At 54.1% G+C, this 26,641-nt stretch carries 29 protein-coding genes; 21 read left to right on the top strand and 8 right to left on the bottom strand.

The features are described 5' to 3' along the window. Positions 1-67 precede the first annotated feature (67 nt). From ACFQI7_RS16875 to ACFQI7_RS16860, 4 genes are all read left to right on the top strand, one after another. On the top strand, positions 68-1,846 hold the full coding sequence (locus tag ACFQI7_RS16875; protein WP_218098012.1) for an AMP-binding protein: 1,779 nt from the start codon (positions 68-70) through the stop codon (positions 1,844-1,846). 51 nt (positions 1,847-1,897) lie between these two features. Beyond that, positions 1,898-2,920, top strand: a complete 1,023-nt coding sequence (locus ACFQI7_RS16870) for a bifunctional 3-deoxy-7-phosphoheptulonate synthase/chorismate mutase (RefSeq protein WP_218098011.1) — start codon at positions 1,898-1,900, stop codon at positions 2,918-2,920. A gap of 66 nt (positions 2,921-2,986) precedes the next feature. Beyond that, entirely contained in the window at positions 2,987-3,595 is a 609-nt protein-coding gene (locus tag ACFQI7_RS16865) for a 4-hydroxybenzoate synthetase (protein ID WP_218098010.1), read from the top strand. A gap of 3 nt (positions 3,596-3,598) precedes the next feature. Further along, positions 3,599-3,829 (top strand): hypothetical protein, encoded by a 231-nt coding sequence (locus ACFQI7_RS16860; RefSeq protein ID WP_218098009.1) that lies wholly within the window; start codon positions 3,599-3,601, stop codon positions 3,827-3,829. 211 nt (positions 3,830-4,040) lie between these two features. On the opposite strand, the gene ACFQI7_RS16855 is transcribed toward ACFQI7_RS16860, so the two are convergent. Next, on the bottom strand, positions 4,041-4,340 hold the full coding sequence (locus ACFQI7_RS16855; protein WP_218098008.1) for a hypothetical protein: 300 nt from the start codon (positions 4,338-4,340) through the stop codon (positions 4,041-4,043). A gap of 55 nt (positions 4,341-4,395) precedes the next feature. Continuing rightward, a complete protein-coding gene (locus ACFQI7_RS16850; protein WP_218098007.1) occupies positions 4,396-4,842 on the bottom strand; it encodes a hypothetical protein in 447 nt (148 codons plus the stop codon). Positions 4,843-5,097: 255 nt separating this feature from the next. On the opposite strand from ACFQI7_RS16850, the gene ACFQI7_RS16845 reads away from it, so the two are divergent. The 4 genes from ACFQI7_RS16845 to ACFQI7_RS16830 all read left to right on the top strand — a co-directional run bounded on the left by ACFQI7_RS16845 (position 5,098) and on the right by ACFQI7_RS16830 (position 9,120). Continuing rightward, positions 5,098-5,427, top strand: a complete 330-nt coding sequence (locus ACFQI7_RS16845) for a hypothetical protein (protein WP_218098006.1) — start codon at positions 5,098-5,100, stop codon at positions 5,425-5,427. 38 nt (positions 5,428-5,465) lie between these two features. Then, positions 5,466-6,254, top strand: a complete 789-nt coding sequence (locus tag ACFQI7_RS16840; protein ID WP_218098005.1) for a CPBP family intramembrane glutamic endopeptidase — start codon at positions 5,466-5,468, stop codon at positions 6,252-6,254. Positions 6,255-6,515: 261 nt separating this feature from the next. Further along, a complete protein-coding gene (locus ACFQI7_RS16835) occupies positions 6,516-8,252 on the top strand; it encodes a sensor histidine kinase (RefSeq protein ID WP_218098004.1) in 1,737 nt (578 codons plus the stop codon). Positions 8,253-8,355: 103 nt separating this feature from the next. Further along, entirely contained in the window at positions 8,356-9,120 is a 765-nt protein-coding gene (locus ACFQI7_RS16830; protein ID WP_218098003.1) for an SDR family oxidoreductase, read from the top strand. A 58-nt stretch (positions 9,121-9,178) separates the two neighbouring features. Here the strand turns inward: ACFQI7_RS16830 and ACFQI7_RS16825 are convergent, their stop codons facing one another. Together ACFQI7_RS16825 and ACFQI7_RS16820 are read right to left on the bottom strand one after the other, a co-directional pair. After that, positions 9,179-9,676 carry a VOC family protein gene (locus ACFQI7_RS16825; protein WP_218098002.1) on the bottom strand — a complete coding sequence of 166 codons (498 nt, stop codon included), beginning with the start codon at positions 9,674-9,676 and terminating at the stop codon, positions 9,179-9,181. A gap of 72 nt (positions 9,677-9,748) precedes the next feature. After that, positions 9,749-10,201: a MarR family winged helix-turn-helix transcriptional regulator gene (locus ACFQI7_RS16820; RefSeq protein WP_218098001.1), complete on the bottom strand. Its 453-nt coding sequence runs from the start codon at positions 10,199-10,201 to the stop codon at positions 9,749-9,751. Positions 10,202-10,379: 178 nt separating this feature from the next. Here ACFQI7_RS16820 and aroA point away from each other — a divergent pair, with 178 nt between their 5' ends. The 7 genes from aroA (at position 10,380) to ACFQI7_RS16785 (ending at position 16,544) form a co-directional block, all read left to right on the top strand. Further along, on the top strand, positions 10,380-11,771 hold the full coding sequence (gene aroA, locus ACFQI7_RS16815) for a 3-phosphoshikimate 1-carboxyvinyltransferase (protein WP_218098000.1): 1,392 nt from the start codon (positions 10,380-10,382) through the stop codon (positions 11,769-11,771). A gap of 440 nt (positions 11,772-12,211) precedes the next feature. Continuing rightward, a complete protein-coding gene (locus ACFQI7_RS16810; protein WP_218097999.1) occupies positions 12,212-12,895 on the top strand; it encodes a DUF2642 domain-containing protein in 684 nt (227 codons plus the stop codon). Positions 12,896-13,215: 320 nt separating this feature from the next. Next, positions 13,216-13,986: an RNA polymerase sigma factor gene (locus ACFQI7_RS16805; protein WP_218097998.1), complete on the top strand. Its 771-nt coding sequence runs from the start codon at positions 13,216-13,218 to the stop codon at positions 13,984-13,986. Positions 13,987-14,009: 23 nt separating this feature from the next. Next, positions 14,010-14,600 (top strand): ATP-dependent Clp endopeptidase proteolytic subunit ClpP, encoded by a 591-nt coding sequence (gene clpP, locus ACFQI7_RS16800; RefSeq protein ID WP_218097997.1) that lies wholly within the window; start codon positions 14,010-14,012, stop codon positions 14,598-14,600. Positions 14,601-14,908: 308 nt separating this feature from the next. After that, positions 14,909-15,775: a phosphotransferase gene (locus ACFQI7_RS16795; protein ID WP_218097996.1), complete on the top strand. Its 867-nt coding sequence runs from the start codon at positions 14,909-14,911 to the stop codon at positions 15,773-15,775. A 123-nt stretch (positions 15,776-15,898) separates the two neighbouring features. Continuing rightward, positions 15,899-16,312, top strand: a complete 414-nt coding sequence (locus ACFQI7_RS16790; protein WP_218097995.1) for a VOC family protein — start codon at positions 15,899-15,901, stop codon at positions 16,310-16,312. Between the two features lie 31 nt (positions 16,313-16,343). Beyond that, on the top strand, positions 16,344-16,544 hold the full coding sequence (locus ACFQI7_RS16785) for a DUF952 domain-containing protein (RefSeq protein WP_218097994.1): 201 nt from the start codon (positions 16,344-16,346) through the stop codon (positions 16,542-16,544). 113 nt (positions 16,545-16,657) lie between these two features. Here the strand turns inward: ACFQI7_RS16785 and ACFQI7_RS16780 are convergent, their stop codons facing one another. Beyond that, entirely contained in the window at positions 16,658-17,473 is an 816-nt protein-coding gene (locus tag ACFQI7_RS16780; protein WP_218097993.1) for an alpha/beta fold hydrolase, read from the bottom strand. Between the two features lie 178 nt (positions 17,474-17,651). Between ACFQI7_RS16780 and ACFQI7_RS16775 the strand changes: the two genes are divergently transcribed. The 3 genes from ACFQI7_RS16775 (at position 17,652) to ACFQI7_RS16765 (ending at position 19,566) form a co-directional block, all read left to right on the top strand. Next, positions 17,652-18,035 (top strand): VOC family protein, encoded by a 384-nt coding sequence (locus ACFQI7_RS16775; RefSeq protein WP_218097992.1) that lies wholly within the window; start codon positions 17,652-17,654, stop codon positions 18,033-18,035. An 87-nt stretch (positions 18,036-18,122) separates the two neighbouring features. Further along, positions 18,123-18,302 (top strand): hypothetical protein, encoded by a 180-nt coding sequence (locus tag ACFQI7_RS16770; RefSeq protein ID WP_377517190.1) that lies wholly within the window; start codon positions 18,123-18,125, stop codon positions 18,300-18,302. A gap of 472 nt (positions 18,303-18,774) precedes the next feature. Next, on the top strand, positions 18,775-19,566 hold the full coding sequence (locus tag ACFQI7_RS16765) for a helix-turn-helix domain-containing protein (protein ID WP_218097991.1): 792 nt from the start codon (positions 18,775-18,777) through the stop codon (positions 19,564-19,566). A gap of 86 nt (positions 19,567-19,652) precedes the next feature. Here the strand turns inward: ACFQI7_RS16765 and ACFQI7_RS16760 are convergent, their stop codons facing one another. Both ACFQI7_RS16760 and ACFQI7_RS16755 read right to left on the bottom strand, forming a co-directional pair. Further along, a complete protein-coding gene (locus ACFQI7_RS16760; RefSeq protein ID WP_218097990.1) occupies positions 19,653-20,048 on the bottom strand; it encodes a GNAT family N-acetyltransferase in 396 nt (131 codons plus the stop codon). A 114-nt stretch (positions 20,049-20,162) separates the two neighbouring features. Then, the gene (locus ACFQI7_RS16755) at positions 20,163-20,780 is read right to left on the bottom strand and encodes a TetR/AcrR family transcriptional regulator (protein WP_218097989.1); all 618 of its coding nucleotides are present in this window, start codon (positions 20,778-20,780) and stop codon (positions 20,163-20,165) included. Positions 20,781-20,992: 212 nt separating this feature from the next. Between ACFQI7_RS16755 and ACFQI7_RS16750 the strand changes: the two genes are divergently transcribed. The 3 genes from ACFQI7_RS16750 to ACFQI7_RS16740 are packed head-to-tail and all read left to right on the top strand — an operon-like array spanning position 20,993 to position 25,369. Then, a complete protein-coding gene (locus ACFQI7_RS16750; RefSeq protein WP_218097988.1) occupies positions 20,993-23,017 on the top strand; it encodes an efflux RND transporter permease subunit in 2,025 nt (674 codons plus the stop codon). Positions 23,018-23,038: 21 nt separating this feature from the next. Continuing rightward, entirely contained in the window at positions 23,039-24,097 is a 1,059-nt protein-coding gene (locus tag ACFQI7_RS16745) for an efflux RND transporter permease subunit (protein WP_268966817.1), read from the top strand. A 30-nt stretch (positions 24,098-24,127) separates the two neighbouring features. Next, the gene (locus tag ACFQI7_RS16740) at positions 24,128-25,369 is read left to right on the top strand and encodes an efflux RND transporter periplasmic adaptor subunit (protein ID WP_218097986.1); all 1,242 of its coding nucleotides are present in this window, start codon (positions 24,128-24,130) and stop codon (positions 25,367-25,369) included. A gap of 365 nt (positions 25,370-25,734) precedes the next feature. Here ACFQI7_RS16740 and dapA read toward each other — a convergent pair whose 3' ends face one another. After that, positions 25,735-26,622, bottom strand: a complete 888-nt coding sequence (gene dapA, locus ACFQI7_RS16735) for a 4-hydroxy-tetrahydrodipicolinate synthase (protein ID WP_218097985.1) — start codon at positions 26,620-26,622, stop codon at positions 25,735-25,737. Positions 26,623-26,641 lie beyond the last annotated feature (19 nt).

The following is a 26,641-nucleotide window of genomic DNA, read 5'->3' as shown; positions in this document are numbered from 1 at the left end:
CGCCCGCAATGCGGGTTCGCTGCCTTCATCTATGCTGGAGTGCATGTTTTCGAAAGGAGGTGTCCTTATGGTCGACAACCGCAAGGAGCGGGAGGCCAAGTTCAAGGCTTTGTTGGCGCGCCTTGCAGGCTCCCCGCTGTACCGGCAAAAACTGTCCGGCTATGGGCTCGCCGGCGTGGGATTGGATCACATTCAGACGCTGCCGTTTACGACAAAAGAAGATCTTCGGAAGGCCGGAACGTTCGGTCATCTGGCTGTCGAAATGAAAGACGTCGCGCATTACCACGAATCGACCGGGACGACCGGCGAGCCCTCCGCCTCGTGGTTTACCCGCGAAGATTTGGCTGCCGGCGGGAGACAGCTGAAGGATTGCGGCGTTCGGCTGACGGCGGACGATCTCGTGCTGGTCCGGTTTCCTTACGCGCTGGCGCTGCCCGCCTTCTTAATGGAGCAGGCGGCATGGCTGACGGGAGCCGGGGTCGTCCCCGCCAGCAGCCGCACCGCCGTCACGCCGTACCCCAAAGTGCTCGATCTGATGAAGCGGCTGCGCGTCACCGTGCTGGCGGGACTTCCGCGCGAGATGGAGCTGCTGGCGGAAACGGCGCGTCTTCGAGGGATTGCGGCGCATCAAGATTTTCCGGCGCTGCGGGCCATATGCGTCGCCGGCGAATTGTTGGGCGAGAAGCGCAGGGAGCATATTCAAAGGCTGTGGGGCGTCCCTGTATTCAATATGTACGGCTCGACGGAAACGGCCAACATCGCAACGATGTGCGAATACGGCGCGATGCATATCGTAGAGGACGATTTCTTCGTGGAAGTGCTGCGCGAAGACGGTTCGGGCCCCGCAGCATGCGGGGAAAAAGGGTTTGCGGCGGTCACGACGCTATCTCATCAAGGCTCTCCGCTTCTGCGGTATTTTAACGAAGACATGATCTCGGTCGAGCGTTCCCTGTGCGCCTGCGGCCGTACAGGCGGCAAGCTGACGCATTACGGCAGAAGCAAGGACCGGATCCGGTTCGGCGGGACCGTGCTGGATGCTTGGGATATTCAAGAAGCGGTATACTCGCTCTCCCCCGTGCCTGATGCGTGGAAGATGATCGAGCAGGAGAACGGGCTGCGTGCGCTTCTCGATTTCCATGATGCCGGCAGCCGGCCTGCGGATGAGCTTGCCGGCGTATTATCCGCCAGATTGCGCGTGCCTGTCACCGTGCAGATCGTCTCGGACGCATCGCTGCTCGACCGGGTCTCGCTCGCCAATAATGCGCCGTCCACCAAGCCGGTGTACATTGAGCGGCGGAGCGGGAGCGCATTGAGGCCGGATGCGTCCGCCAGCATGCAGTATCTGCTGCACCTCGGACAACGCAAGCTGGCGGACGGGGAATTCGCTCTGGCGCGAGACCTGTTTCAGCAGGCGGTGACCGCGGAGGCCCGGAGTGCGGAAGCGCATGCCTGGCTGGCGGCCGCATACGGGCGGCTCATAGAAGCGGGCAGCATGCCGGTGAAGCTGAAGCTGCTCCCGCTGCTGGAGCAGCACGTTTCCCAGGCGCTGGAGCTGGACCCGTCACAGGCTGTGGCGCGACGAGTCAATGGCTCCCGGCTGCTGTATACCCCTGAATCGATCGGGGGAGATCCGGCTGCGGCTGCGGCTGAGTTCCGGTACTGTATCGATCGCAACATGGACGATGCGGACGTATGGGTGTCGCTCGGCGAAAGCTATATGAAGCTGGGCAAGCCGGAGCAGGCGCTGGACGCATGGAAGGAAGCGTTATCTCGCGATCCGGGGAACAGCCGAGCTAGGGAGCTGCTGGCCGAAGCATCGGAAGGAAACGGCGAAATGGAAGCGTAAGGCTGCCGGGAACGGTTATTGACTTTGGAGGAAGAGAAGGGAGTGCTCGTGATGAGCGATAAATTGCAACAATTGAGAGCTCAATTGGACGGAATCAACCGACAGCTGCTCCATCTATTGAGTGAACGGGCGCGCATGGCGGGTGAATTCGTTCAGGAACAGGAGCGGCTCGGTTTACCGGATGCCGGGCCGATGGAGGACCCGAAGCTGTTGAACGAAATGGCCCGCCTGCTCCCGGACTTTCCGAAAGAGCGGAAGGAAACAAAGCCAAGCAGCCCGCTGCTCGTGAGCCGTCAGCATCAAAGCGAGGATACGGTCATTCGGGTCAAGCACGCGGAGATCGGCGGCGCCTCACATGTCACGGTGGCGGGTCCGTGCTCCATCGAGTCGATGGAACAGCTGTATACCGTAGCGGCCGCCATGAAGAAGGCCGGCGTTACGATTCTGCGTGGCGGGGCATTCAAGCCGAGAACTTCGCCGTACGACTTTCAAGGTCTCGGTGTGGACGGGTTGAAAATCATGAAGCAAGCGGCCGACGAAATCGGGCTGGTCACGATCAGCGAGGTCATGAGTCCGGAACAAATCGATATCGCCGCCCCGTATATCGACATCCTTCAGATCGGCGCCCGCAACATGCAAAACTTCGAGTTGCTGAAGGCGGCCGGTCGCAGCGGGAAGCCCGTGCTGCTGAAACGGGGACTATCCGCTACGCTCGAGGAATTCATCCTGGCGGCGGAATATATCATGTACGGCGGCAACGATCAGGTCATGCTGATCGAACGGGGAATACGCACCTTTGAAAAATGGACCCGGAACACACTAGACATTTCCGCGGTGCCGTTATTGAAGCAGGAGACGCATCTTCCGGTGCTCGTGGATGTCAGCCACTCCACCGGCCGCAAAGATATACTACTCTCCTGCGCGAAAGCGGCGCTTGCCGCCGGCGCCGACGGAATTATGGTCGAGGTGCATCCGAATCCGGAGGTGGCGCTCTCCGACGCGAAGCAGCAAATCAATATTGAAGAATTCAACGCCTTCTGGAAAGGGCTCCGCGATTCGGGCTTGTATCATTGAGACGTACCAGACCATGCTCTTGCTTCCAACCGAGCTCACGAACAGACAGTCGATGGAGGAGAGTATATGACAAATCATGATTCGATGGGCATAGACCCGCAGGATGCGGGCAAGGCGCTTCATATGATGCAAGAGTTGATATTCGATATTTTGCTGGCGACGGACGGGCGGACGACGGATTTGCTGGAGACGATACTGAACGAGAAGACGCTCGTTACCGTCCTGCGGCAGGAGCAGGCTGGTGGGAAGGCGTCTGGTCGTCCGGTTGAGTCCCCCGGAGTCGCTTATTATGTAAGGGAATCGCTTCTATCGGGCAAGAAGAGCGGCTTTATCGTGTCTCACAATATCGCTCTTGTCCACTCGAAGCATGTGCCGCCCGCTTTGTTTGAGAAGATTGCGAGCCGCCAGGAAGGAATTGGTAAAGCAATCAGCTCGATGGGGCTGCAATCGTTTAGAAAGGTGGAAGAGACCGGGCGCAGGAATGGGGATGAAGCGGTCGACTTGCTAGGCCAGCCGGTCAGCCTCCGGTTCCCCGAGCTGCGCGAGCGGGTGCCTTTTAAGAAATACGTGATCTATTTCGGGCATGCGCCGGGCATCGAGATGCTGGAATACTTTAACCCGGGTGTCATCCGCCACCGGCTGAAACAAATGTTAAATCGTACAATGGAGGGATAAAACATGAGTAACGAAACGAAGAAAGCGCAAATGGAAGAAAAAAAGCAAATGAGAAAAGAGGAACAGCAGAAACACAAGGAGCAAATGGAAGCCAAAAGGCAGCAGAAGAAAGAGCAAAAGGAAAAAGAGAAAGCGATGAAGCAGGAAGAGAAGGAAGCGCGGAAAGAAGAGCACAAGGCCAAAAAAGAAAAACTACAGGAAGAAAAGAAGAGCAATCAGCCGCAAGAAGACTGAATCAGGCGGCTTGATTGGCTAGACGAGCGAGGTCCGGCTGCCGCCTACGGCGCCGAAATGTGCACCGGGAATACCGGGCGACAGAGAACTCCCTGCGCGACCGCTTCCCTCCATTTGGAGGGGGCGGTCGTTTCGGGTTTGAAGCGGAGGCCCCCTCCGGTCAATGGCGACATATCGATTACGATTGCTCCCGGGGAAGCCTGCGGCCGTATTACTTCTTCTTCTTCTTCTTTTTTTGACCGCTTGCCGTGGTGTCCGTTTGTCCGAAGAAGTCGATTCCCGAATGTATCATATGCTGGCCGGCATGCCGCACGCCGTTCTTCAGGGCGGCGATCAGCTTGCTGGCCGGAATATCGGTCGGCTGATCCAATTGTTCGGCGGCTTCAATGATTTGCTGTCCTGCCATATCGGCTCCGTTCTTCACCGCCTTGGCGTAATTATCGGTAAATTGCAAAAGATTTTTTTTCAAGCCGTTGATCAAATTCGATATATCTTGCTGATCCGATGACATGAGGCTCCCCTCCTCCGTTAAGTTTCTTTCTCACCGTAAAAGTCTAAGCCTCGTCTTACGTCTTATCCATGTCCAGTCTTCGCAGGCAATAGTTCGCCTCCCGATGGCGGCCGGCTTGGCGGTACGCATGCGCCAGCTTGCCGATCGCTTCGTAGCGGGCATCGGTATCGAGCTGGCCCGACTTGCGCAAATCCGCCTCCAGCAACATAATATTCGCTTCAATGGAACGCTCCGCCTCCGCTTCGCCGGCTGCAGGCGCATGCTGCTGATTCCCTGCTTCCAGGGGCTCTTGCCCAGACATTTCCGCCGTCCGCATCTGCTTTGGCTCAAGATCAGGCGCCGGAACGGAGCGAATGTGCACGGACTGCTTTTTGCCGTCCGCATACATTTTCAATACGGCGACGATGACGCCAAGCACGAGAATCATCATGATAAAGCTGCCCAAAATAATCCCGAGAATGAAAATCATTTTGTCAGCTAATCCCAGTTTCTTCAGGTTCACATCATTTCACTTCCTTTGTCCGTGAGATCGGTACCTCTTGCCGTAGTTCAGTTCAGTATATGTACGGATATCCCCGATTTCATGGGTATGTGCATATTGTTCGGCAGAATTCCGCTCTCGTCCATTCCGCTGGCGGGAAGCGGCACATAAGCATATGGTGAAAGGAACAGACAGACGCTAAGCGATGATGGGGCTGTTAACGGAATGGATCGGGTCTGCCGTCTTGCGACCAGTCCCAAGGGGGGAACGAAGGACATGAGTAACGACGATATGGCACCTGTGGAAAACGACGAGCCGGCGGACCGTGCGGAGGACGCGGCGCAAGCCGGGCCGCAGCAGGCCGCGAGGGAAGCTGACGGTGAGTGGAGACAGTTCATTCGCAGCGAAGCGGAAAAATGGCGTCGCCGAAAAGATGACCAGGAGGCGACTTTGAATGCGGCGGCATCGGGACCGAAACCAATGCTCGCTTCCGTCGTAGAACAATTACCGATCAATCGCATGATTCAGTCCACCGTGCGCTTTATCAAGAAGGAGCTGGACCTGCAATCGGCCAAAAACCGCAAGAAGCGCCGAAAAGGTTCGTAAGCACGTAAACGAAAACGAGAGATCCCGGAGGATATACGATGACACACGCATTTCTTCACCGCATGGCGTCCTTGCTCTTGTTCGGGTCGCTGGTGGCCGTGCTTCAGACCGGTCCCGCTGCGCTGATCGGCTGCTGGAGCGTATGCGCCGGACTGCTTGCCTTATATAAGCCGATGCGGTGGTTTGTACTGACGGCGGCGTGCTTCGGCGCCGGTTTTTTTGTTTATTTGCACGTGAACTCGCGCTGGGTTGCCGAGTTGCAGCCGGAGCAGCTGCACATTCTGGCCAGCCGGGTGTCGCTGCTGCTTGTGATCTTGCCGCTTGTCCTGCTAGCGCTGGCGCGGAAGCTGCCGCTCACAAGGTACGGGGGCAGGCCGCAATGGAACGAGCCGGTCGGCGTTCCTTGGATTTGGGCCGGGGTGGTGCGGACGAACGTCTCCGTATTTTTAGGGATCGCAATGACGATGGGCGGAGTGGCCTTCGTGCCGTTGATGCTGCGAAGCGGATGGGCTTCTATCCAGGAAGCGATAGGATTCGCCATCCTATTCGCGATGACGAATGCGGTGCTGGAGGAGTTCATTTGGAGAGGCGTGCTGCTCAGCCGATTGGCCGAGCAGTTCGGCGATCGATGGGCAGTTGTGCTGACGAGCCTTGGGTTCGGGCTGCAGCATTATTCGCTTGGATTTTCATGGGACATGTGCATCGCCTTTGCCGTCGGTGGCTTTTATTTCGGCGCGATGACGGTTCAATCGAAAAGCATCGTTCCTGCGGTTGTATGGCATATGTCCATTAACGTTTGGATGGTGTTCGGCGGAATGATCGTTTAGCTTGATGCTGAGACCATAGACGGTGGCGGCCGGGCGAGCCCTCGTAAGGGAACCCGGCAAGGAAGCAAGGAGCGGCAGCGGCCGGCATGATCTTGGCGGCTATCGTTCTTTTTTTGTTGCACAAACGTAAGCGGCTGCGGCTTATTGAGCGATGCATCCTTTGGCAAATGACTGTAATTATTTCTTTATTCGACAAAATCAGACATATCTCAAGAAAGCTGTTATAATGATAAGGAACTTGGGTCAGGAGGCGATGGAAGCATGAGCGTATGGAAGCATATCCCGTTGAAATCCTCTCTTGTTTTCATGGTCATTCTTTTGCTGATGAACGGTTTCTACTATTATCATGCCAGACAGATCTTGATGAATAACGAGAAGGAAAAGACGATTCTGCTGTTGAATAGCATTATTGCCAACGTCGAGAAGGCCGCGGCAGGGGAAACGTATGTGGAGGATTTGATCGGCGAGAAGCTCCGCACCGCGGCGATGGCGGTCAAGACAAGGCTGGATCCGGATATTGCGGGCGTGACGAATGAACAGTTAGCCGAGTTGAAGCAATGGGTTGGGGTCGATGAAATTACATTGTTTGTCCCCGAAGGCGACGATATTGTGGGGGTGAGATCATCGGACCCGAAAGATATCAATATTAGCTCGAAAGGCTGGGATACGATCTTTATCGTATTTCTACAGCTGCTTCGCCTGGAGCCGGTACAGGTCGGGATGGGACAGTCGCTGCCCAATTTCTGGAGCGGTCCGATCGATACGGCGACTTCCAATCCCGAAAATATAAACAAGTGGGGTTACTATTACGACGGAACGACCAATTACATTATTAATCCGTACGTCCATGCTACGAGATTTCAACAATATCAATCGGCGGCGGGTATGAAAGATGCCCTTCAGCGCATCGCCCAGGATCATCGGCAAATGGTGCTGGAAGTATCCGTAATGCGTTCCGATAAGCTGCTTGGACGTAAACGAAACGAAATTCATCCGGCGCCGAGCCACTGGTACTCGGAACGGGAGGTGCTATTCGGCAGTCACAGCTATCGGGATGCGCAGGAGCAGTACTATGCCGAGATGGCTATCAATGAAAACAGGACGGTATTGTACGGTACGGAATCGCAAGGAAAGACGGTGATGAAAAGCTTTTCGCCGCTTGTCGTCGACCATCTGAAATATAATAGCCAAGATTCGCCGCTGCTCATCGAGATTGCTGCAGACTACGGCGAAATGGAGAATATGGTTCAGCCTCAATTGCGGCGGTCCATGTTGTTTATGATAGTGTGCTCCGTGCTCGTGATCGCGATTATGGCCGTCATTTTACGGTTGCTCCGCAAAAACAAAGAAAGCGCGCTTCAAAATGCACAGGAAGTGTATGTAGGCAATATCGAAACGCTGTTTCAGTCGATCCGGGAGCAGCGACACGATTTCATCAATCATATTCAAACGATCCATGCGTTTCTGTCGATGAAGCGCTATGACGATTTGCATCAATATACGAATACGCTTGTCGGGGAAATCCGCGTCGTCGGCGAGCTGGTCAACATCAAAGATCCCGCGCTGATCGCCTTGATGCATGCCAAAATCTCGCAAGCCGAGTCTCTGCATATTGAGCTCGAGTATGACTTCCAGCATATGGAACAATTGAAACTAAGCCCGATCAAGGCGACGGACGTAGTAAAAATGCTATGCAATTTGATCGATAATGCGTTCGACGCGACCGGCGAGCTTGCGCCCGAAAGCCGTAAAATCAAAGTAACCGGGAACATCTCGAACGGCCAGCTGCATTTCAGCGTATCCAATACCGGGCCGTCGATCCCGTCTGAGCTGCAGCATAAAATATTCGAATCCGGCTATTCTTCCAAAGATACCGGCACCAATTCAGGCTTAGGACTGCACATTGTCAAACAGCTGGTCAGCCGGTATAAAGGCACCATACGAATGAAAAGCGAAGACGGCATAACGGACTTTTCGATCTACATCCCGTTATTATAGAAAGATCGGAATGGAAGAGCAACATTGCAAATGTCTCCTCATGGTATAACCAATGTGAAGCGGGATATCCCCGCCGACAGGAAAATCAGGAGGAGATCAGAAGATGAGTACATTGAATGGCAAAGTTGCAGTAGTGACGGGAGCAAGCCGGGGGATCGGACAGGCCGTAGCGAAGCGGTTGGCGCATGACGGTGCACTCGTTGCCGTTCACTACGTTCATAACAAAGATGCTGCCGAAGCAACGGTGCGCGAAATAAGGCATAGCGGCGGAGCGGCCTTTGCGGTCGGAGCGGATTTCAGCTCGTTAAGCGGCGTGAGCGAATTATACGAGGCGCTGGATGCGGAGCTGAAAGAACGCGTCGGAGCCGCTTCCTTCGACATACTCGTGAACAATGCCGGCATCGCTCAAATGTTGTCCATCGAGGAGATGACGGAAAAAGCTTTCGACGACGTCATGTCCATTAATGTCAAAGCGCCGCTTTTTATGATGCAGCAAGCGTTGCCGCGTCTGAGAGACGAGGGAAGAATCATCAATCTCTCTTCGGCGGTTACGCGGATCGCTTTCCCTAACCTGATCGGCTACAGCATTACCAAGGGCGCGATCAACACGCTCACGTTAACGTTAGCCAAGCAGCTCGGATCGCGCAACATTACGGTCAATGCGATCCAGCCCGGAATGATTGACACCGATATGAATGCCGCCATGCTGCAGGACCCGGAAGGACGGAAATTCGCCGCAGGACTTTCCGTTTTCGGACGGGTCGGGCATACCGGGGATATCGCGGATATCGCCGCCTTTCTCGCCTCCCCGGACAGCCGCTGGGTCACCGGGCAGTTCATCGATGCGAGCGGCGGTACGCATTTGTAACGGTTTGTGGAGCGGGGGCCGGCATCGCGGCAAGATGCCGGCTTACGCTCCGCTTTTATCATTGCGCGGCCGGTTTTGGCCAAGCGGCTTCCAGCTGTACCCCGTTATTGTCCGTAAATATAAAATTGCGGATCGGGCCTTGATCGTAAACGTCGGTGGTCACGATCCCCCGACGCTGCAATTTCTTTCGCAGTGCGAGTCCTTCCTCCTCGGACGACAAGGAGAAGGCGATGTGTTGAAGCACTCCCGGCAAGAATCCGTTGATGGCGGCCGATTTCGGATTGTCCGCCAAACGCTTCAGTTCGTCCGTGCTTTGGAATATTTGTGCATGCGCATATTCGAAAAAATGAATGCCCCACGTCTCGACGTGGCCCGGTCGAATGAAGCAATGCCTGCCCCTCCGTCCCGTCGCCGCAAATACGGGCCCCGCCTGCATCCCGAGCACTTGTTCATAGAAGTGGATCGTTTCGTCCAAATTCGGCGTAACGAGCGCAATATGATGAAACCCCGACCATTGCGGAAATTCCGCTGCTTGCTTATTTTGGTTCTCCTGCATGAATGTCCGTCTCCTTATATAATTAGATTTCTAACTAATAGGGCAAAAAATGGCATACGCCCCTTGTCGGCCTTACTTCCCTCCGAAGATGCCGACCGTCTTGACGAGCAATGCTTTGAGCGTTTCGAATTCCTCCGGCGACATCCCTTCTTTGACCCGGTCCTCGACGATTTGCGCATAATGCTGCGTCTCATCGGCCAACTGCTGGCCCGCTTCCGTCAAAAAAATTTGCTTCGAACGGGCGTCGCCGGGGTGATCCCTTCGTACAACGAGTTTTTTGTTCACCAATCCGTTGATCAGGCTCGTTACGCTGGGGCGTTCGATCATCAGGATGAGCTCCAGCTCGGATGACGTGACGCCGGGGAAGTGACTAATGGTGCCAAGCGCGCTCCATTGCGTGTGGCTAAGGCCCGTCGGCTTCAATTGTTTTTCGAGTTCGCGCCGAAGGGTGATGTAGGTCGTCTTGATCAATCGGCCGACAGGTCCGTTATTCCATTCCCAGGAAGATGCGGTTTTGCCGTTCATAGCTTGCCTCCAGCCATTTAGTTAGATTTCTAATTATAATATAGATTTCTCGCTTGCCGATGTCAATGGGCTGTCGATATAGAATGTATCTATGGAAGATAGCGAAAATACTTATTTTATCTATTCCGTGCCGTTCCTTATAATCAAGCTTAAAGGTGTTGCGGAGAGGATGAGAGGGATGAATACGAACGGGATTCACGAGCCGGATCGGGAAGCAAGGTCTCCCTGGTCCCGCTATAACGACAAACAAGCGGTGAAGATTTCCCCGCCGCCGGTTCCGGTGGATGCGGAAATCACGGTGCCCGGAAGCAAAAGCATGACCAACCGCGCGCTGCTGATTGCCGCGCTCGCCGAAGGCACTTCCCGGCTTGCCGGAATGCTGAAAAGCGACGATTCGCACTGGTGCATGGCCAGTTTGCGCCAGCTGGGCATTTCCGTCGAGCTGGAAGACGATACGGCCTTCATCCGGGGGGCTGGGGGCAACTGGCCGAATCGCAGCGGTGAGCTATATGTCGGGGCGGCCGGCACGGTGGCGCGCTTCTTGCCGGCGGCGCTGATGGCTGGCAGCGGCGTTTGGCGCTTGCGGGGGAGCAGCCGCATGAACGAGCGGCCGCTTGCCCCGCTGCTGGATGCGCTGGCCGGCCAGGGAGCGGATATTACGTACCACGAAGCGCAGGGGTGCCTGCCGCTGACGCTTCGCAGCAGCGGGCTTCCCGGCGGAGAAACGATGCTGCCGGGAGCGGTGTCGAGTCAGTTTATTAGCGGGCTGCTGCTTGCGGCACCTTATGCCAAGCGTCCGTTGACGATCCGTATTGACGGACCTGTCGTGCAGCGGGATTACGTCGAAATGACGATCGACATGATGAAGACGTTCGGTGTTGAGCCTAACGTTAAGGACGACGGGGGCACGATCGTCGTCGAGCCCGGCGTCTACCGTGCGCGCTCGGTTGCGCTGGAGCCGGACGTTTCGACGTGCAGTTATTTTTGGGCGCTTGCGGCGCAAACGAACGGCCGTATACGTATCCGCGGCATTCACGCAAAGACGCGCCAGCCGGATATCGAAATCTTGAACGTTCTCGAGCGTATGGGCTGCACCGTTACGAAAGGCGCCGACGCGATCGAAGTGATCGGCATCGACCGGCTGCGCGGCGGATTCGCGATTAGCATGAAGACATGGTCCGATCAGACGCTGACGATCGCCGCGTTGGCGCCGTTCGCCGACGGCCCGATTACGCTTACCGATGCAGCCCATATCCGGCATCACGAATGCGATCGCATTGCTGCTATATGCCAAGAGCTGCGGAAGCTTGGCATTCAAGTCGAAGAGCATGCGGATGGCTTAACGGTTTACCCGGGGGTACCGCAGACTGCCTTTCTCGATCCGCACGATGATCACCGAATGGCGATGGCGCTATCGCTCATCGGGGCCAAGACCGCCGGCATCCGCATAGCCGACCCCGGCTGCGTATCGAAGACGTGCCCGGACTATTTCGACCGGCTGCGCGAGCTGGGAGCGACCGTCGTCTTCGAAGATCGGACGGACGCGAATCCGTTACGCGGCACGGACTGACGATGTTCCAAGGGATTTGCATAAACCGCTGATCAAGCGTGCGCTTTTACCAAGCTTCGCCATAAAGCTGCACCGATACTGGCCGAATGAAACTGTAAGCCGATACCTGTCATGTACAGGCGTCGGCTTTTTTGTTTGGAAAGCACAATCGGTGGGACGAACCGTAAGGGGGCCATTTTTATCGCACGGTTCCTGCCTGCAGATACCCTCTGGGGTTAGGGGTAGAGCCTCCTTTTATAGTAAAGTCTGTTTATAGTTAAAAGTGGATAATCATATAAACGGGCGATCAATGAGTTCGGGTGAGCGCTGTTGGACATATATATGCAGTACAACCAAACATCGCTTATAAATGGCAGGGGGGTATACGCGACGGCGGCCCGATGGCTGTTATGCCCACTCTGCGATACTCATACGGCAATCTTGAAGGGGGGGACGTGGCAATGAGTTATTTCAGCCGATACATCGGCAGTCTGATTGATTTGGAACTGGGTGAGGAAATGAAACATACCGGTATCCTGGTCGACGCGGGGTCCGACATTGTGGTGGTATACTCCGGACACAGCTATGTGTACATTCCGCTAACGCATGTGCGGCATATCGAGCCTAAAATTTCCGATTCCTCTTCGCTCTCAAATTCCTTTAAGCCGCCCTCGGACGAAAATCCGATCTTGAACGAAAAGGAACTCTCGTACCGGAAAATGCTGCTTCATTCCAAAGGGATGTTCGTAGAAATTTTCGTCACCGGAAATCAGTCGATACACGGCTATGTTACCACGATATTGACGAATTACTTCGTGTTTTACTCGCCCGTGTACAAAACGATGTACATTCCGCTGCTTCATTTGAAGTGGCTCATCCCGTATCCGCCGGACCAAACGCCGTATACGCTCGAACGAAAAATGCTGCCGGTCGCCCCTTCCGGCATTACACTCGCGCGCACATTCGAGGAACAGTTGAAGAAGCTGACGGGCAAAATCGTCGTGTTCGATACCGGGTTGCAAGCGGACAAAACCGGACTTTTGCTGAATAGCGAGGATCATATCGCGGAACTCGTAACCGCGCATGGTAGAAAGCTTCATATGAACGTTCAGCAGATCAAGACGGTTCATTTTCCCGACCTGTAGTTGTTCGTCGTATAGATAAAGAAGCCACTCCGCAATCGGGGTGGCTTTGATGTGTTGCAACGTTAGAACGAAACGGCAGCCGTTGCTGCACGATCCAGCCCTTCCCGAACGAGCCGCTTGACTTGATCGGGGCACTGGTTAAGAGTATGGTTAAACATATCTCCCCTCTCCAGGGCAGGTTGTCCGGAACTTTGATATGATAGAACCTGGAAACTTCTTCTTCTTAATAATTCAAACCCCACCGTATCTTTCCGGGGAAGGAAATCGTATATATAGTGTATTTGATTCGTTACTATCGACAGGCAGGAGGGAGTTACACTGTGACGATTCACGTTTTCGGAAGCGCATCGCATGCTGAAGATCAGAGCCGCTTTACAGCGCTCATTGAACCGTATCGTGCGGCCCTTCAGGCGTACTGCCGGTCCATCGCCCACTCCTCCTGGGAAGCGGACGATCTGGTGCAGGATACGTGGCTGAAGGCATACAAGATGTTTTTGCGCCAGCCTGCGCGCAGCGATATGTCCAAAACGTACCTGTTCCGCATCGCGCATAATACATGGATCGACCGCTGCAGAAAAAGGAGGCATGCCGCCGACTCTCTGGGCGACGAGCAAAACCGCCTGCCGGAGGAGACGGTCGACCCGGTCGAGCTGCGGAACGCGATGGAGACCTTGGTCGCGAGCTTGCCGGCGCGTCAGCGCGTGCTGCTGCTGCTGGTCGATACGTTCGGCTACACCGCCTCGGAGGCGGCGCAGCTCATTCGCTCGACCGAAGGCGCGGTCAAGGCGGTGCTGCACCGGGCGCGGGCCAAGCTGAAGTCGCTGAGCAGCGTCCCGGCCGAATCGCCGGGCGAGCAGGCTACGACGGACGGACGCATCGTGGATGAGCATATCGTTTATGCCTACTTGCAGGCATTCCGCCAGCATAATCCGCATGCGCTTGTAAGGCTGCTTAATGAGGAAACGCAAACCGATTGCGTATCGGTCGTTACCGGTTCGCTTACCGCAGGCGGCATGAACAATGAAATATCGATGAATCCGCAAGCGCCGCTGAGCATGATGATCCATTCCAGCCGTATGATGGCTGCCTAAAGGATGAAAGGGAGGTTACCGCGATGAGCACGTTTATTCCTTATGTCATCGAACAGTCCGGCCGGGGAGAACGGTCTTACGATATTTATTCCCGGCTGCTCAAAGACCGGATCATATTTTTAGGGGCACCGATTGACGATCATGTGGCCAACAGCATCATTGCGCAAATGCTGTTCCTGACGGCCGACGACCCGGAAAAAGATATCCATCTGTACATCAACAGTCCAGGCGGGTCGACGACCGCCGGATTCGCCATCTATGACACGATGCAATATATCAAGCCTGACGTATCGACCATCTGCACCGGGTTTGCCGCTTCGTTCGCGGCCATGCTGCTGATGTCCGGGGCGAAAGGCAAGCGCTTCGCGCTGCCGAACAGCGAAATTATGATCCATCAGCCCCACGGCGGCGCGCAAGGTCAGGCAAGCGATATCGAGATTAGCGCCAAGCGGATCATACGTACACGTGAGCGGCTGAACCAGATCGCCTCCGAGCGCACCGGTCAACCGCTCGAGAAGATTGATAGAGACATGGACCGCGACTACTTTATGTCCGCTGACGAAGCGAAGGAATACGGGATTTTGGATAAAGTGATCCGGTCGTTCCCGGGCTGAGCGAGCATTCAGCATGAATAGAAGAGGCTTCTGTCTTCCCGCGCAAATGGAGCGGGGGAACGGGAGCCTCTTTTTGCAACTTGGCGGCATGATAATTCCGTTTTTTAGAAGAAAGAGGAAAATTCATCCGGTTTCTTGAAAATGTTAATGCAGTTTCGTTTTGGAACTGAGCGTCGACCGCGGGTGCGGTTTCATATTATTTTTTTATAAGTATCGATCGGAGAAAGGGCGGAAGCTCGGCTGATACGCTCTTGGAATCGCAAAGGTCGGATCGGCTATACTCGACATGGAACGAGAGGGAGAACAGATTGAACGATCTCATTACACAAATCCACTGGACAGAAAAAACGAGCGTTATCGATGATTTGCTTCATCGCACGCAGGAGGTGGACACGAACCGATTACCTGCGGGGCTCGAAGCGGTCGTGTGGGAAATGCGCCTCGGCGACTCCCGGTTCGTACTTAAAAATTGGAACAAGGAGTCCAATCCCGACGTCGGATTTCAGTATGCCCTGCTTCATGCGCTTCACGAACAGGGCATTGCCGCGTCCGTTCCGTTCGGGTGGGGCTACGACGCGGCTAACCATAAAGTGCTCGTTACCAGCTTTGACGGAAGCCCTGTCCAACCGGGCAAAATTCGTGCGTTCATCGACCTGGCCGGTCTGCTACTCGATTTGCATAAGCTGTCTCTGGACGATTTCGACCCGGCGCTGCATCGAAAATTTGATTTCATCGCGTATTATTACCCTCGGCTTCATGAACATCCCGACATACAATCCGTCTTATCGAAGCTCGTGGCGAATTCGGGTATGCAGCAGAACAAGATGATTCACGGCGATGTTTACTTGGGCAACCTTGTGGAACATCAAGGCCGTTATACGCTCATTGATTGGACGAACGCGCAGCTGGGCGATCCTCGGTACGACGCGGCATGGGCGGCTTTTTTGATCCGAATCTACAGCGGAGAAGAGGGCTACGACGTATTTCTTGATGCTTATCTTGCGGGAAGCGGCTATTCGAGAGCAGAGATGGAAACGTTCGAGGCGATTGCTTGTTTGCGCTGGGTTTTGCTGAACCGAATTGCGGATGTGCCCAAACCCGAGAGGACGATCGACCGGGTCAATCATGCAATTGATGCGAATGTTCATTTAAATCGCGAATTAATGGTTGTGTAAAGACGCGGGATCGATTCGTTCCGGTATGTTCAGCAAGATCGCAATTCATAAGAAATTCCCGCTTGCAGCACACGCTATAATAAGGGCGAGACACGGCGACAAAAGAGGAAAGGATGTTGAAGAATGGCTGTGCTGACGCCTTATATTTTCTCGAAGGATGCAAGAACCCAAGCGGATTTTTACATTCATGCGTTCGGCGGAGAAATTTTATCCGTGCTGACATACCAGGAACAGCCTACGGGAGCCGGTGAAACGGTCAAAGAGCGGGTGCTGTACCTCAGCATGGTAGCCGGCGGCATGAACTTTCTCTTGTCCGATTCGTTGTTTGAACCGATTTGCCGGGGGAACGGGATTCATTTGTCGCTCGAATTCGCCGAAGAAGTCGAAGCCCGTGAAGCGTTCGATAAGCTTGCCGTAGGCGGTCACGTGAAAAATCCGTTAAAGCCGTCGTTTTGGGGTGCGTTGTTCGGTCAAATTGAGGACAAATACGGCGTCATGTGGATGATTATGAACCGGAACGAAGCGGGTCAGGCGTGAGGAGCAAAGGGGGGGGGGACGACGGCTTATATTGTACCATATTGTCAAAATAGAAGATTGGAAAATAGCCCGGGAGTCGGGCTGGTATGAACCTGAGAGCATCAAGAAGGATGGATTTATACACTGCTCCGATGCCGGACAAGTTGCCGGTATCGTTTGGTGCATCATCAATCTCTGCTTTTCGAACGGTAATGGGCTCCATTGTCAGCACCCCCGAACCGGATTTTTCTAGTTTATACCATATTATCATGTTTCTGGTCGGAAGTGCGGACAGCGTGGAAGGAGGAGATGACTGGGTACTGCCTTCTACCCAGTTTTATGATCATCCATGGTGCAAGTTTCGGATTAATTCAATTTATCGAGAAAATGCTTAGCAACCTTATAAAAACCGTCCCGGTCCGTCGAATGAATATCGTGGCCGCAATGCTCAAATACGGCAAGCTCGGTGTTTGGTCTTCGCGACGTCATTTGCTCCGCCTGATTCAGATTCAAAGCGAAGCTTTTTTTACCGTGAATGAGAAGGATCGGGCAAGTAGAGGACAGCCAGTCTTCCCACCAAGCTCCATTGCAATGTTTTTGAGAAACAGGCATCCCTTTTAAATCCGAACGAAAGCCCCAGCCCCGTTCATCCTCAAATACGCTTTCCGAGAAATAATCGATCGCTCTAACGCCCGCGCGCTCAAGCGACGCCCGCAGCTCCTTCAATGAAGACGAGCGCTCGGGAAGCTTTTCAACGAAGCTGACATCGCCGTGAATTTCTACACCGATATCTTCCACGATGACCGCTTTTACATATTCCGGGTAACGGGAAGCCACTTGGAAGGCGTTCAATCCGCCTAAGGAATGGCCTAATAAAACGACAGGCTGTCCGCCCAGCTCGGTACAGATAAGGCTAACAATATCCTGGATATAACTTTCTCTGGAGTAGTCCGTATCAGCCGGATGGTCGCTCCAGCCATGCCCGCGTTGGTCCAAGCTGATCACTCGCCAATCTTTCATGCGGGAGGCAAATTCCGCATACGTTCTGGCATCATTCATGTGCCCGTGCAGCAGGAGCAGCACATTATGACTCTCTCCGCCGAAGTCAAGATAAGAAAGCGTAAGGTTACCCGATCTGAAATATTTCCTAATAGCCGAATGCGTGTCTTGTGATTGAAACATGCGGTTTCCTCCTTTTTGCTTTTTGAATCGGTTCAATTTGATTTCACATTAACGATAACAGATAATAGTGACAGCTATTGTCACAAACAAAAATAATAAAGCAGTTCGGAAATGACCGGCACGAAGAGGATAGTTCCGAAAAAGCGACTAATCGAGAAAGTGTGGTGCTCCACCGGTAATGATACGAACAGAGCCCATTATTGCGGTAAACGATGTAAAAGCAAGCGCGAAATGGTATATGTCGCTGCTCGTATGCAGCAACACGCACCCGGACGGCGAAGTTTTCGACCAGCTCGTTGACTCGGACGGGACGATTCTGCTCTGCCTTCATCGTTGGGGGGATCATGATCACCCAACGCTGCGGAGTTCACAAGAGGGAAAAGCGGGCAACGGACTCATGCTTTTTTTTCGCGTAGATGAATTCGATGAAACGTGGGAGCGGGCGCAATCGCTTGGGTATAAGATCGAGGAAGAACCGCATTCGAACCCGTTTGCGGGGCACCGGGAATTTTCTTTGCGCGATTTGGACGGTTATGACGTGACGATTTGTTCTATGCAGTAATCGCTTCAATGTCCATATCATCCTTATCCTTTCCATTTTGAACACAATGAACACAAACATGAACAAACAAAGACGGCCCGCCGGCGAATGCATACGCCCGTGAAGCCGTCTTTTTACGTTGCCTGTCGTGATTTCGGCCTTCTTGACCGCATAGTTTTGATCGAGATGAATTTCAAGCCAGTGCGGGCCTGCGGTATTGTCGCTGATCCAGCGGGATTCGTCGGCGGAAATGCCGTCGACGGCATTAGCCGCGGCTATGTGCTGTAAGTCGAATCGACCGTAACCGTTTTTTTTAGATGCGATGTTCGGGCTTGTCCCGGCGATGTAGTGGGCTTTCATCTTGGTCGCCATATTTTGCTGCCAGGCGGTCATGTCCGCTTTCAGCTGCGCGTCGGTGCGCGTATCGGTTCGCAGGTCGGTGATGAATTTGTCGTACTCGTCAAATGCCAATTCTCGATGTCGAACGTATAGTTCTGAATGCCGCCTCGCCAATGTTTCAGGATAACGTCTCCATATGTCCGCTCCCAGTGCGTAGCGTCGTTTTTTTGCATAAAGTAGCGATAATCTTTCTTGTGGGGGTCATCCAAACCGATGCCGGTGCAGGTATGGCGCTTGACAGCCTTGTCTGTATCTTATTTATAAAAAAGAAAAAATGGTAAATTATGTCGTTCCATACATTTAAAAAGTATGTTATGATAAATGCGAACAATTGTTCCTCGTATTGGAAGGAGTGGAAATCGTGAATGAGCGGTATTCGGAAATCGACGAGGTCATAGACTTTATTCATGAAAATCTATATGACCCGCTTCCGCTTTCCCGACTGGCTGCATACGCAGCATACAGCCCTTACCATTTTACACGCATTTTTAAAGAAAAGACCGGACTCCCGCCGCTGTACTACGTCTCTTCCCTCCGATTGCAGAAAGCCAAAGACTTATTGCTTCGTACGAATTTGAGCGTACGCGATATCGGACTTACGGTCGGACAGCAAAGCTTGGGGACGTTCACGACTCGCTTTACCGAAAGGGTAGGCGTGACGCCGTCCGACTTTCGCAATCAGGCCCAGCAAGCGGGCGAACATCTGCGTTCCTTACAGAAGATCAACGATTGGCAGGACCCGCAGCTTATTTCCAGTCCATACTCCACCATAGAGGGGACGGTCCATGCCGAGAGGCCGTTCCAGGGCATCATACTGATCGGCTTGTTTGCCAAACCAATACCCGAAGGGCTGCCCATCCACGGAACGCTGCTTTCTTCAGTCGGTAAATTTTGCTTTACCGGCGTCAAACCGGGCACGTACTACCTGATGGCGACGACGCTTTCATGGGGAATGAACGCGATGGACATTTTGATTCCGCAAGCCACGCTGCGCACCCGGTCCAAGAAGCCGATTATCGTTGGGTCGTCCGCCGGTGTGTACCATCGGGAGGTCATGCTTCATGAGCCCCGTCCGGACGATCCTCCGATTTTGATATCTTTGCCGGTATTGATGAATACGTTTATGACCAAGGTTCTCCAAGCCAACGACTGAAAGTATCATTATACGTGTGAAACAATAAAACGGCTTTTGTCCGCGTTTGGCTTATAGCGGAGAAGGCCGTTTTTTTGCCGATCCCGTTAGGCATGCTGCTTCATGCCCACGGCGAACACTTCAAAGCCCAGTTTACGGTAGTATGCTGCGTTTTGTTCCGTACAAAAGAGCTGGATATGAAGATGATGTTTCCGGCATTGGTCGACGAGCCTGCGAATGAGCTCGCTTCCGATCCCTTGCTTCTGGTAATTCGGGTGCACGGCCACCCCGCACAGGCAGCCGTTGATGACGCCGTCCGAAATAACGCGGCCGGTGCCGATCAATTGCTCTCCATCGTAAACATGAAGCGCATACCAGCTTTGAGCGGTTGCTTGAGTAATCTGCTCCTTGGATAACCCGAGAAAGTCGTTCCAGTCCACCGCGTCATAAAGCACGAACAAAGCATCGCTATCCGGAATCTGTTCGGTAAAGCGGTAATTCATGCGAATCTCTCCTTTGGTAGCGTTGTTCGCGCGCGTCGCAGCCGGCCGATTGCCGGGATAAACGAATGCGCGCATAGTCGCAAAATCGGCATTATATAAAGAAACTCCGTTGCACTACGGCTGTTCCGCGGCAATGCCCGCCGCCACCGAGTTTAAAGGACCGAGCTTGCTGACCCGGGTCAGCAGAAGCGCCATGTGATAAGGCGAGTATTTCAACCCGCTCTCGAGCCAATGCTGGATCATGCCCAAATTGGCGGAGATGAGGTAGGCGATAAGAAATTCACGCGGCAGCATCATCAACTCCTCATTCGGCTGAACGCTCGACATTTTGTTGAACATATGCTTTCTCATCAGTGCCTTAAGCTCATTGAGATAAGAGGGGTCTCCTTTAGATCCCAGCATGATGCGAAAAAATCGGGCATGTTCATAGAAATATTGAATGATTTCCAATATCATTTGCGGCGGCTCCTCCAGGGTAGGATGGTTCAACAGCACGCGCAGGTCGAAATTGGACAATTGCGCTTCAAAGCCGTTGAGCATCTCTTTCTTCCATTTCTGCAGCAGATCGTACTTGTCTTCATAATGCAAGTAAAATGTTCCTCGGTTCAAACCGGCGCGAGTCGTCAGGTCACGCACCGTAATCGCGTCAAACCCTTTCGCTTCGATTAAATTCAGAAACGCCTCGTACAACATTTGTTTCGTTCGGATAACCCTGCCGTCCGTTTTGTCCATCTTCAGCGACACCTCCCCATGCGAGTGATCATTATTTATTCCATAATGAACAGATTTGAAACTATGTGTTCCATAATGAACATAAGCTGGAAAGCTGATCATTGCCTGGTTTGCTTATTTGATTATAATCAACATTGTGTTCATTAATCAACAGGTTGTTCCTATCTTAGATTCGCAATCGATTTGATCGTGATACAAGGAGTGATAACGCTTTGTTTACTCGATTTTCTTTAAACAACGTATCGGCGGTGATCATTCTGATCGTCATGCTGGCGCTAGGGGGTTCGTATATGGCCGCCCAGCTTAAAGTGGAAAGCGTGCCGAATATTGATTTTCCGGCGGTCACCATTCGTACCTTTTATCCGGCGCCGCCGGAAGACGTGATGAAATATGTGACCGAGCCGATCGAGGAACAGGTTCAAGGGCTGGACGGGCTGAAAAACCTTTCCTCCGTCTCCGACGATAACATCTCGATGATCATCGTCCAGCTTGAAGACGGCGTCGACACCGACGAGGCGAAAAAAGACATCGAGAGCCTCATCAACCGGGTGGAGCTCCCGCAAGCCGCCAAGCGGCCGGTCGTATCCGTCGATAGCCCGGTCACCCAGCCGGTCTATTATTTGGGCTTGTCGTCCGTGGACGGCACTTCCCGATCCGAGCTCAGCCGGCTGCTGAACGACCGGATTTTGCCCGGGCTGCGCAGCATCCAAGGGGTGGAGCGGATCGAGACGGTAGGCGACGATGAGGATGTGCTGTACATCCGGCTCGACCCGAACGCCATCCAGCAGTTCGGGTTCACTCCCGCACAGGTGGCCGGATGGATCCGCGGTTCGCTCGCCGATTCGGCGGCCGGAACCGTTAATTTCGGCGGAAATGATCAAATGCTGCGCGTGAAGGGCAAATTCGCCGCTATCTATGATTTGCAAAACATGCAGCTTACGGCCTCGCGCGGGGATGTCGTGCTGCTCAAGCAGATCGCCTCCATTAGCACAGAGCATAAGGCTTCCTTTGTCAGCCGTCTGAACGGCCAGCCAAATATCGCCATTCATATGTACAAAAATGAAGACGCCAATATTATCGAGCTGATCGGGAAGGCGAATGAGCTGCTTGATAGGTGGAAGCGCGACTATCCGAACATCAAGTTCGACGTCGTCATCGACGGCTCCGCCGAAATCAAGAAGTCGATCTCCGGCATGTTGAAGGAGGGCGGATTCGGAGCGGTGCTGGCTTCGTTTATGATTTTGCTGTTTTTGCGAAACGCAAGAATGACGCTGATCGCCCTTGTCTCGATCCCGGTCTCCATTTTTGCGACGCTTATATTCATGAAGCTGATTGGCCTGACGATCAATATTTTTTCGCTGGGCGGGATGGTTATCGCCATCGGGCGCATTGTCGACGACAGTATCGTCGTCATCGAGAACATTTACAGCCGGCTGCAAAATGCGCAGCAGCGCAATGATTCCGTACTGCTGCTCGCTACCAAACAAGTGAGCAAGGCGATTACCTCATCGACGATCACGACTGTCGGCGTGTTCGCTCCGCTCAGCCTCGTCAGCGGCCCGCCCGGGCAGCTGTTCTCCGAGTTTGCGCTTACGATCTCGTGCGCTCTGCTGGCATCGCTGCTTGTCGCCTTGACGGTCATTCCGGTGCTATGCAAGCTGCTCGTGCTGCGCGGCGGCGATAAGCCTATGAAGCATGAGGAGCACATGGAGACCGGCTACATGCGCCTGTACCGACTATTGCTGCTCCTTTCGCTGAATCGCCGGCTCGTTACGCTGGCGGTTGCCTTTGCGCTGCTGGTCGCCTCCGTTGGCGGAACGGCGCCTTTTCTGAAGAAAGAGTTTTTGCCGAGCGGCGATACCGAGAAGACGATGCGCTTCGATCTCAAGCTGCCTCGGGAAACTTCATTGGACACGATGGACGCGAAGCTGAAGACGCTGGAGGATATGATGCGGGACGGCAAAGACGAGAAAGGAGCTCCTTTGTTCAAGATGGTGGAAGGACTGGCCGGCTATAACTGGAATAAGCAGGAGTATCCGTACCGAGCTTCGATCTTGGCGGAGGTATACCCGGATACGGATGCGAAACCGGTGCTGAAGGACTACGTGGACAAAATCAAATACGAGCTGCCGCAAGGCTCCGAGACGTTCGGGACGATCGTGAAGTTCGGTCCGCAGACGACGAACAAATTCGAATACATGCTGAAAAGCGATAATCAAGAAGATCTGAAAAAATAGGCCGAGCTTGTAAAAGAGAAACTGCAGAAGTTCCCCGAAATGGGCAACATCAAGGATAGCTTCGGGGATTTGAAGCGAGAAGTGCAGGTTTTGGTCGATCCGGCCAAGGCGCGTCTATACGGGTTAACGACCGCTTTCGTGCTGGAGACGGTGAACAGTTGGATCACGGAAGTGAAGCTGGGGGATATCACGTTTGAAGGCGTAGAGTACAGTATGCGAGTCAAGGTGGATGCGTCGCATCTGGGCAGCATCGGTCGTATCTCCGCATTGCAGCTAAAGACACCGACAGGGCGCACGATCTCATTGCGCGACATCGCCGAGGTGCGGGAGATCAACGCGCCTTCTTCGATCGAGCGGGACCAGCAGCGGCGCTACGTCAGCATTACCGCGGACGTGGATGGCAACGATGTCGGAGGCGTCAGCTCCCGCGCGGCGGAGCAGCTTCGAGCGCTGCCGCTTCCGGACGGTGTGGAGCGAGAGCTGAAGGGTGCGCAGATCGATATTGAGGAGGCGTTCTCCGACATGATCGCGGCGATTGTCTCCGCTGTATTTATCGTCTACCTGGTAATGGTGCTCACGTTCGGCAACGCCAGCTCGCCGTTTGCCATTTTATTCTCCCTGCCTTTTGCCGCGATCGGCGGCTTTCTCGGCATGGTGATCGCCCGGGAGGCGATCAGCGTCACTTCATTGATCGGCTTTCTCATGCTGATCGGGATCGTCGTCACGAATGCGATCGTGCTGGTCGACCGGGTGGAGCAGCTGCGTCATGACGGCATGACCGTCCGGGAAGCGTTGGTGGAAGCGGGTGTCACTCGCTTGCGTCCGATCATCATGACCGCCGGCGCGACGATTATCGCCTTAATCCCGCTGGTGCTCGGCGAGTCCGGAGGTGCGATCATCTCCAAAGGTCTAGCGGTAGTCGTTATGGGCGGGTTGACGACATCCACGCTGCTTACGCTCGTCGTCGTTCCGGCGATCTACGAATGGATCGCAAACGCGCTTGAGAAAATGCAGGGACGAAAGCGGTTATCGAAGCTGCAGCGGCTCGCCGCGGAATCGAACGCGACGCTGGAACCATAATCTCGGTTACGAAAGGAGATGCGCCATCCCATGAATCAAATATTCAGGAAAGCGAAAGCGGCAGTATACGCAGCATTCATGGTGTTCATGCTGGCGGGCTGTTCGGCAACACCGGTCACGGAGCCTCTGTCTGCGGGAGCGGCCGACACGCAGCCGAAGAGCGTGAAAGTATCGAAGATTGAGAAGAAACGGATCGGCACTCCGCTCGAACAGGTAGCGGACGTCGTCGCTTCCGTTACCCTCGATATCGTTACGAAGACGCCGGGCGATGTCGCGGAAATCTTGAAGAAACGCGGAGAGCCGGTGGAACAAGGGGAAGTCGTGTTCCGCCTAGATCCGACGGATATGCTTATCAGCCGGGAAAAGGCGGAAATTGCCCTGCAATCCGGGCAGCAACAGCTCGCTAAAGCAAGGGAGGAGTGGGCGGACGGCAAGCAGGAGCTGCACAATAACATCGCCAAAGCGGAAGACAACCTCGGCAATTTGCAAAAAAACTACGGCAAAATCCGCAATGATTACGATACGGGTCTTGCCTCCAAGTTTCAGGTGGAGCAGTTGGAAACGCAAGTGAACAATGCGAAGCTGGATCTGGAAAATATGAAGGCAAAGCTGTCGACCATGGAGAAGACGAACCCGCTTGCAGCCATCGAGCAATCGGTTCAGTCATCGGCGGTGGCGATCCGCGAGTACGACCGCAATTTGCAGCACATGGAAGTGAAAGCGCAGGTAAGCGGAGTGTTGACCGATCTGCCCATTGAAGTGGGGATGACGCTGCCCGCCGCTTTTCGCGCCGGTCAAAGTCAGCAGCTGGATCCGATCAAGATCAAGGCGGAGCTGACGGAGGAGGCCGCTCGGATGGTCCGGGGCAAGCCGGAACTGTCGTTTTACGTACCGGGCCAGGCGGAGAAAATGATCGCGCAGGTCCGCTACTTGGCCGATGTGATGAGCGTGCAATCGAAGTCTTACGCTCTGGAGCTGGAGGTGCCGAACGGCGACCGGAAGCTGAAGCCGGGGATGAAGGCGCAGGTGCTGCTCACCGAAGAAGCCGACCAGCTCGTCGTTTCCGTGCCGACGCTTGCTGTCGTTCGGGAAGGCGGCGACGCCTTTGTGTTTGTGCTCAACGGCAATATTGCCGAGAAACGCAAAGTGGAGCTCGGCCGCCTGAGCGATGCGAATCAGGAAGTGCTGTCAGGAGTGAAGGAAGGCGAACCGCTTATCGTATCCGGACAGCATCAGCTAAAGGATCAGGAAAAGGTGCAGCCGCTGAGCTGAAGAAACGATGAGCAAGGATGAATTTTGCAGGAACGTTCAACGAACAATTCCCCGGGAACCGATTTCCCGGGGAATATGCGTTTAGAGGGCCTTAAATTTTTCGCCGCTAATCGTTAACTGCAAATGGTTGACCGTCGCGCCTCTTAAATTACCGTCCAAAACTTCATTGGTCGTCACAATGCGAATCGGCTTATTAAGCTGCTGCAGTGCATGATCCTGGAATACCGCTCCGCCTGAACGATATACGTCGGGGACAAGTGCTGCATCATGTAAGACAGTTGGGCAGAGTATTGGTAGTAACCCGGAAGTACGACTTGTAGACGCCGGTCTACGTTTCATACGGGACAGCCTGTTATAAGATCGATCTATGTGCATTCATGCGAAAAGAGAAAGCGTTCCAATGTGTCGGCAAGTCCGCGCGAAATCGAAGTTAATGGCAGCCGCACGGTATCTCCGGCAATGATGCCCTGGCGGGCAAGCAGCCATTTGAGCGGCGTCGGATTGGATTCTTGAAACAGCAGCCGGATGAGTGGAAGCAGCCGCTCGAACGCGGTCCCCGCTTCCTCGAACATGCCTTTTGCGGCAAGACGGTACACCTCGCGGAACGAGTCTGTATTCACGCTGGCGGACGCCATGATGCCGCCGGCAGCCCCTGCGCGAAGCGCGTCGTAGAAATAGACGTCTTCGCCGCAAAGCACGGGCTTGGAGGCAAGCCGGGACAACGCCGAGACAAGCTCGGTACCGCCGGAGCTGTCTTTCATCCCGATCACGCCATCCATCTCCATAATCGTCCTCGCCGTATCAACGGTCAATCGGACTCCGGTGCGAGCGGGAATCTCATACACGATCACAGGGATTCCGACCTGCGCCACCCGGCGAAAATGCTCGATGATGCCTTCCTGCGACGGACGGCTATAGTACGGTACAACGACAAGGACGCCGTCGGCCCCGAGCTGCGCGGCCATTTCCGTCTGCTTTACGGTGGCGGCCGTATCATTCGTTCCCGTGCCGATCACGACCGGAACGGAGGCACCTTGCATTTGCGCCTTGGTCGCCATCGTGAGCGCCGTAACTTCCTCCCACGTCACGGTGGGCGATTCGCCGGTCGTACCGTTGATGACGAGCCCCTGAATGTTGTGCGCAAGCAGCTTACCCACGTAAGTCCGATAAGAATCCGGATCAAGCTCTCCATTCGGCAGAAACGGAGTAATAACAGGCACATAAATTCCTTGCAAGTCTTGCTGATTCATCATGGGAATCCCTCCATTAAGT

It is taken from the genome of Paenibacillus allorhizosphaerae, from assembly GCF_042659105.1.
GTDB classification, from domain to species: Bacteria; Bacillota; Bacilli; order Paenibacillales; family NBRC-103111; genus Paenibacillus_G; species Paenibacillus_G allorhizosphaerae.
The sequence above is the reverse complement of the archived record's forward strand: the minus strand, read 5'-3'. Positions and strand labels throughout refer to the sequence as shown.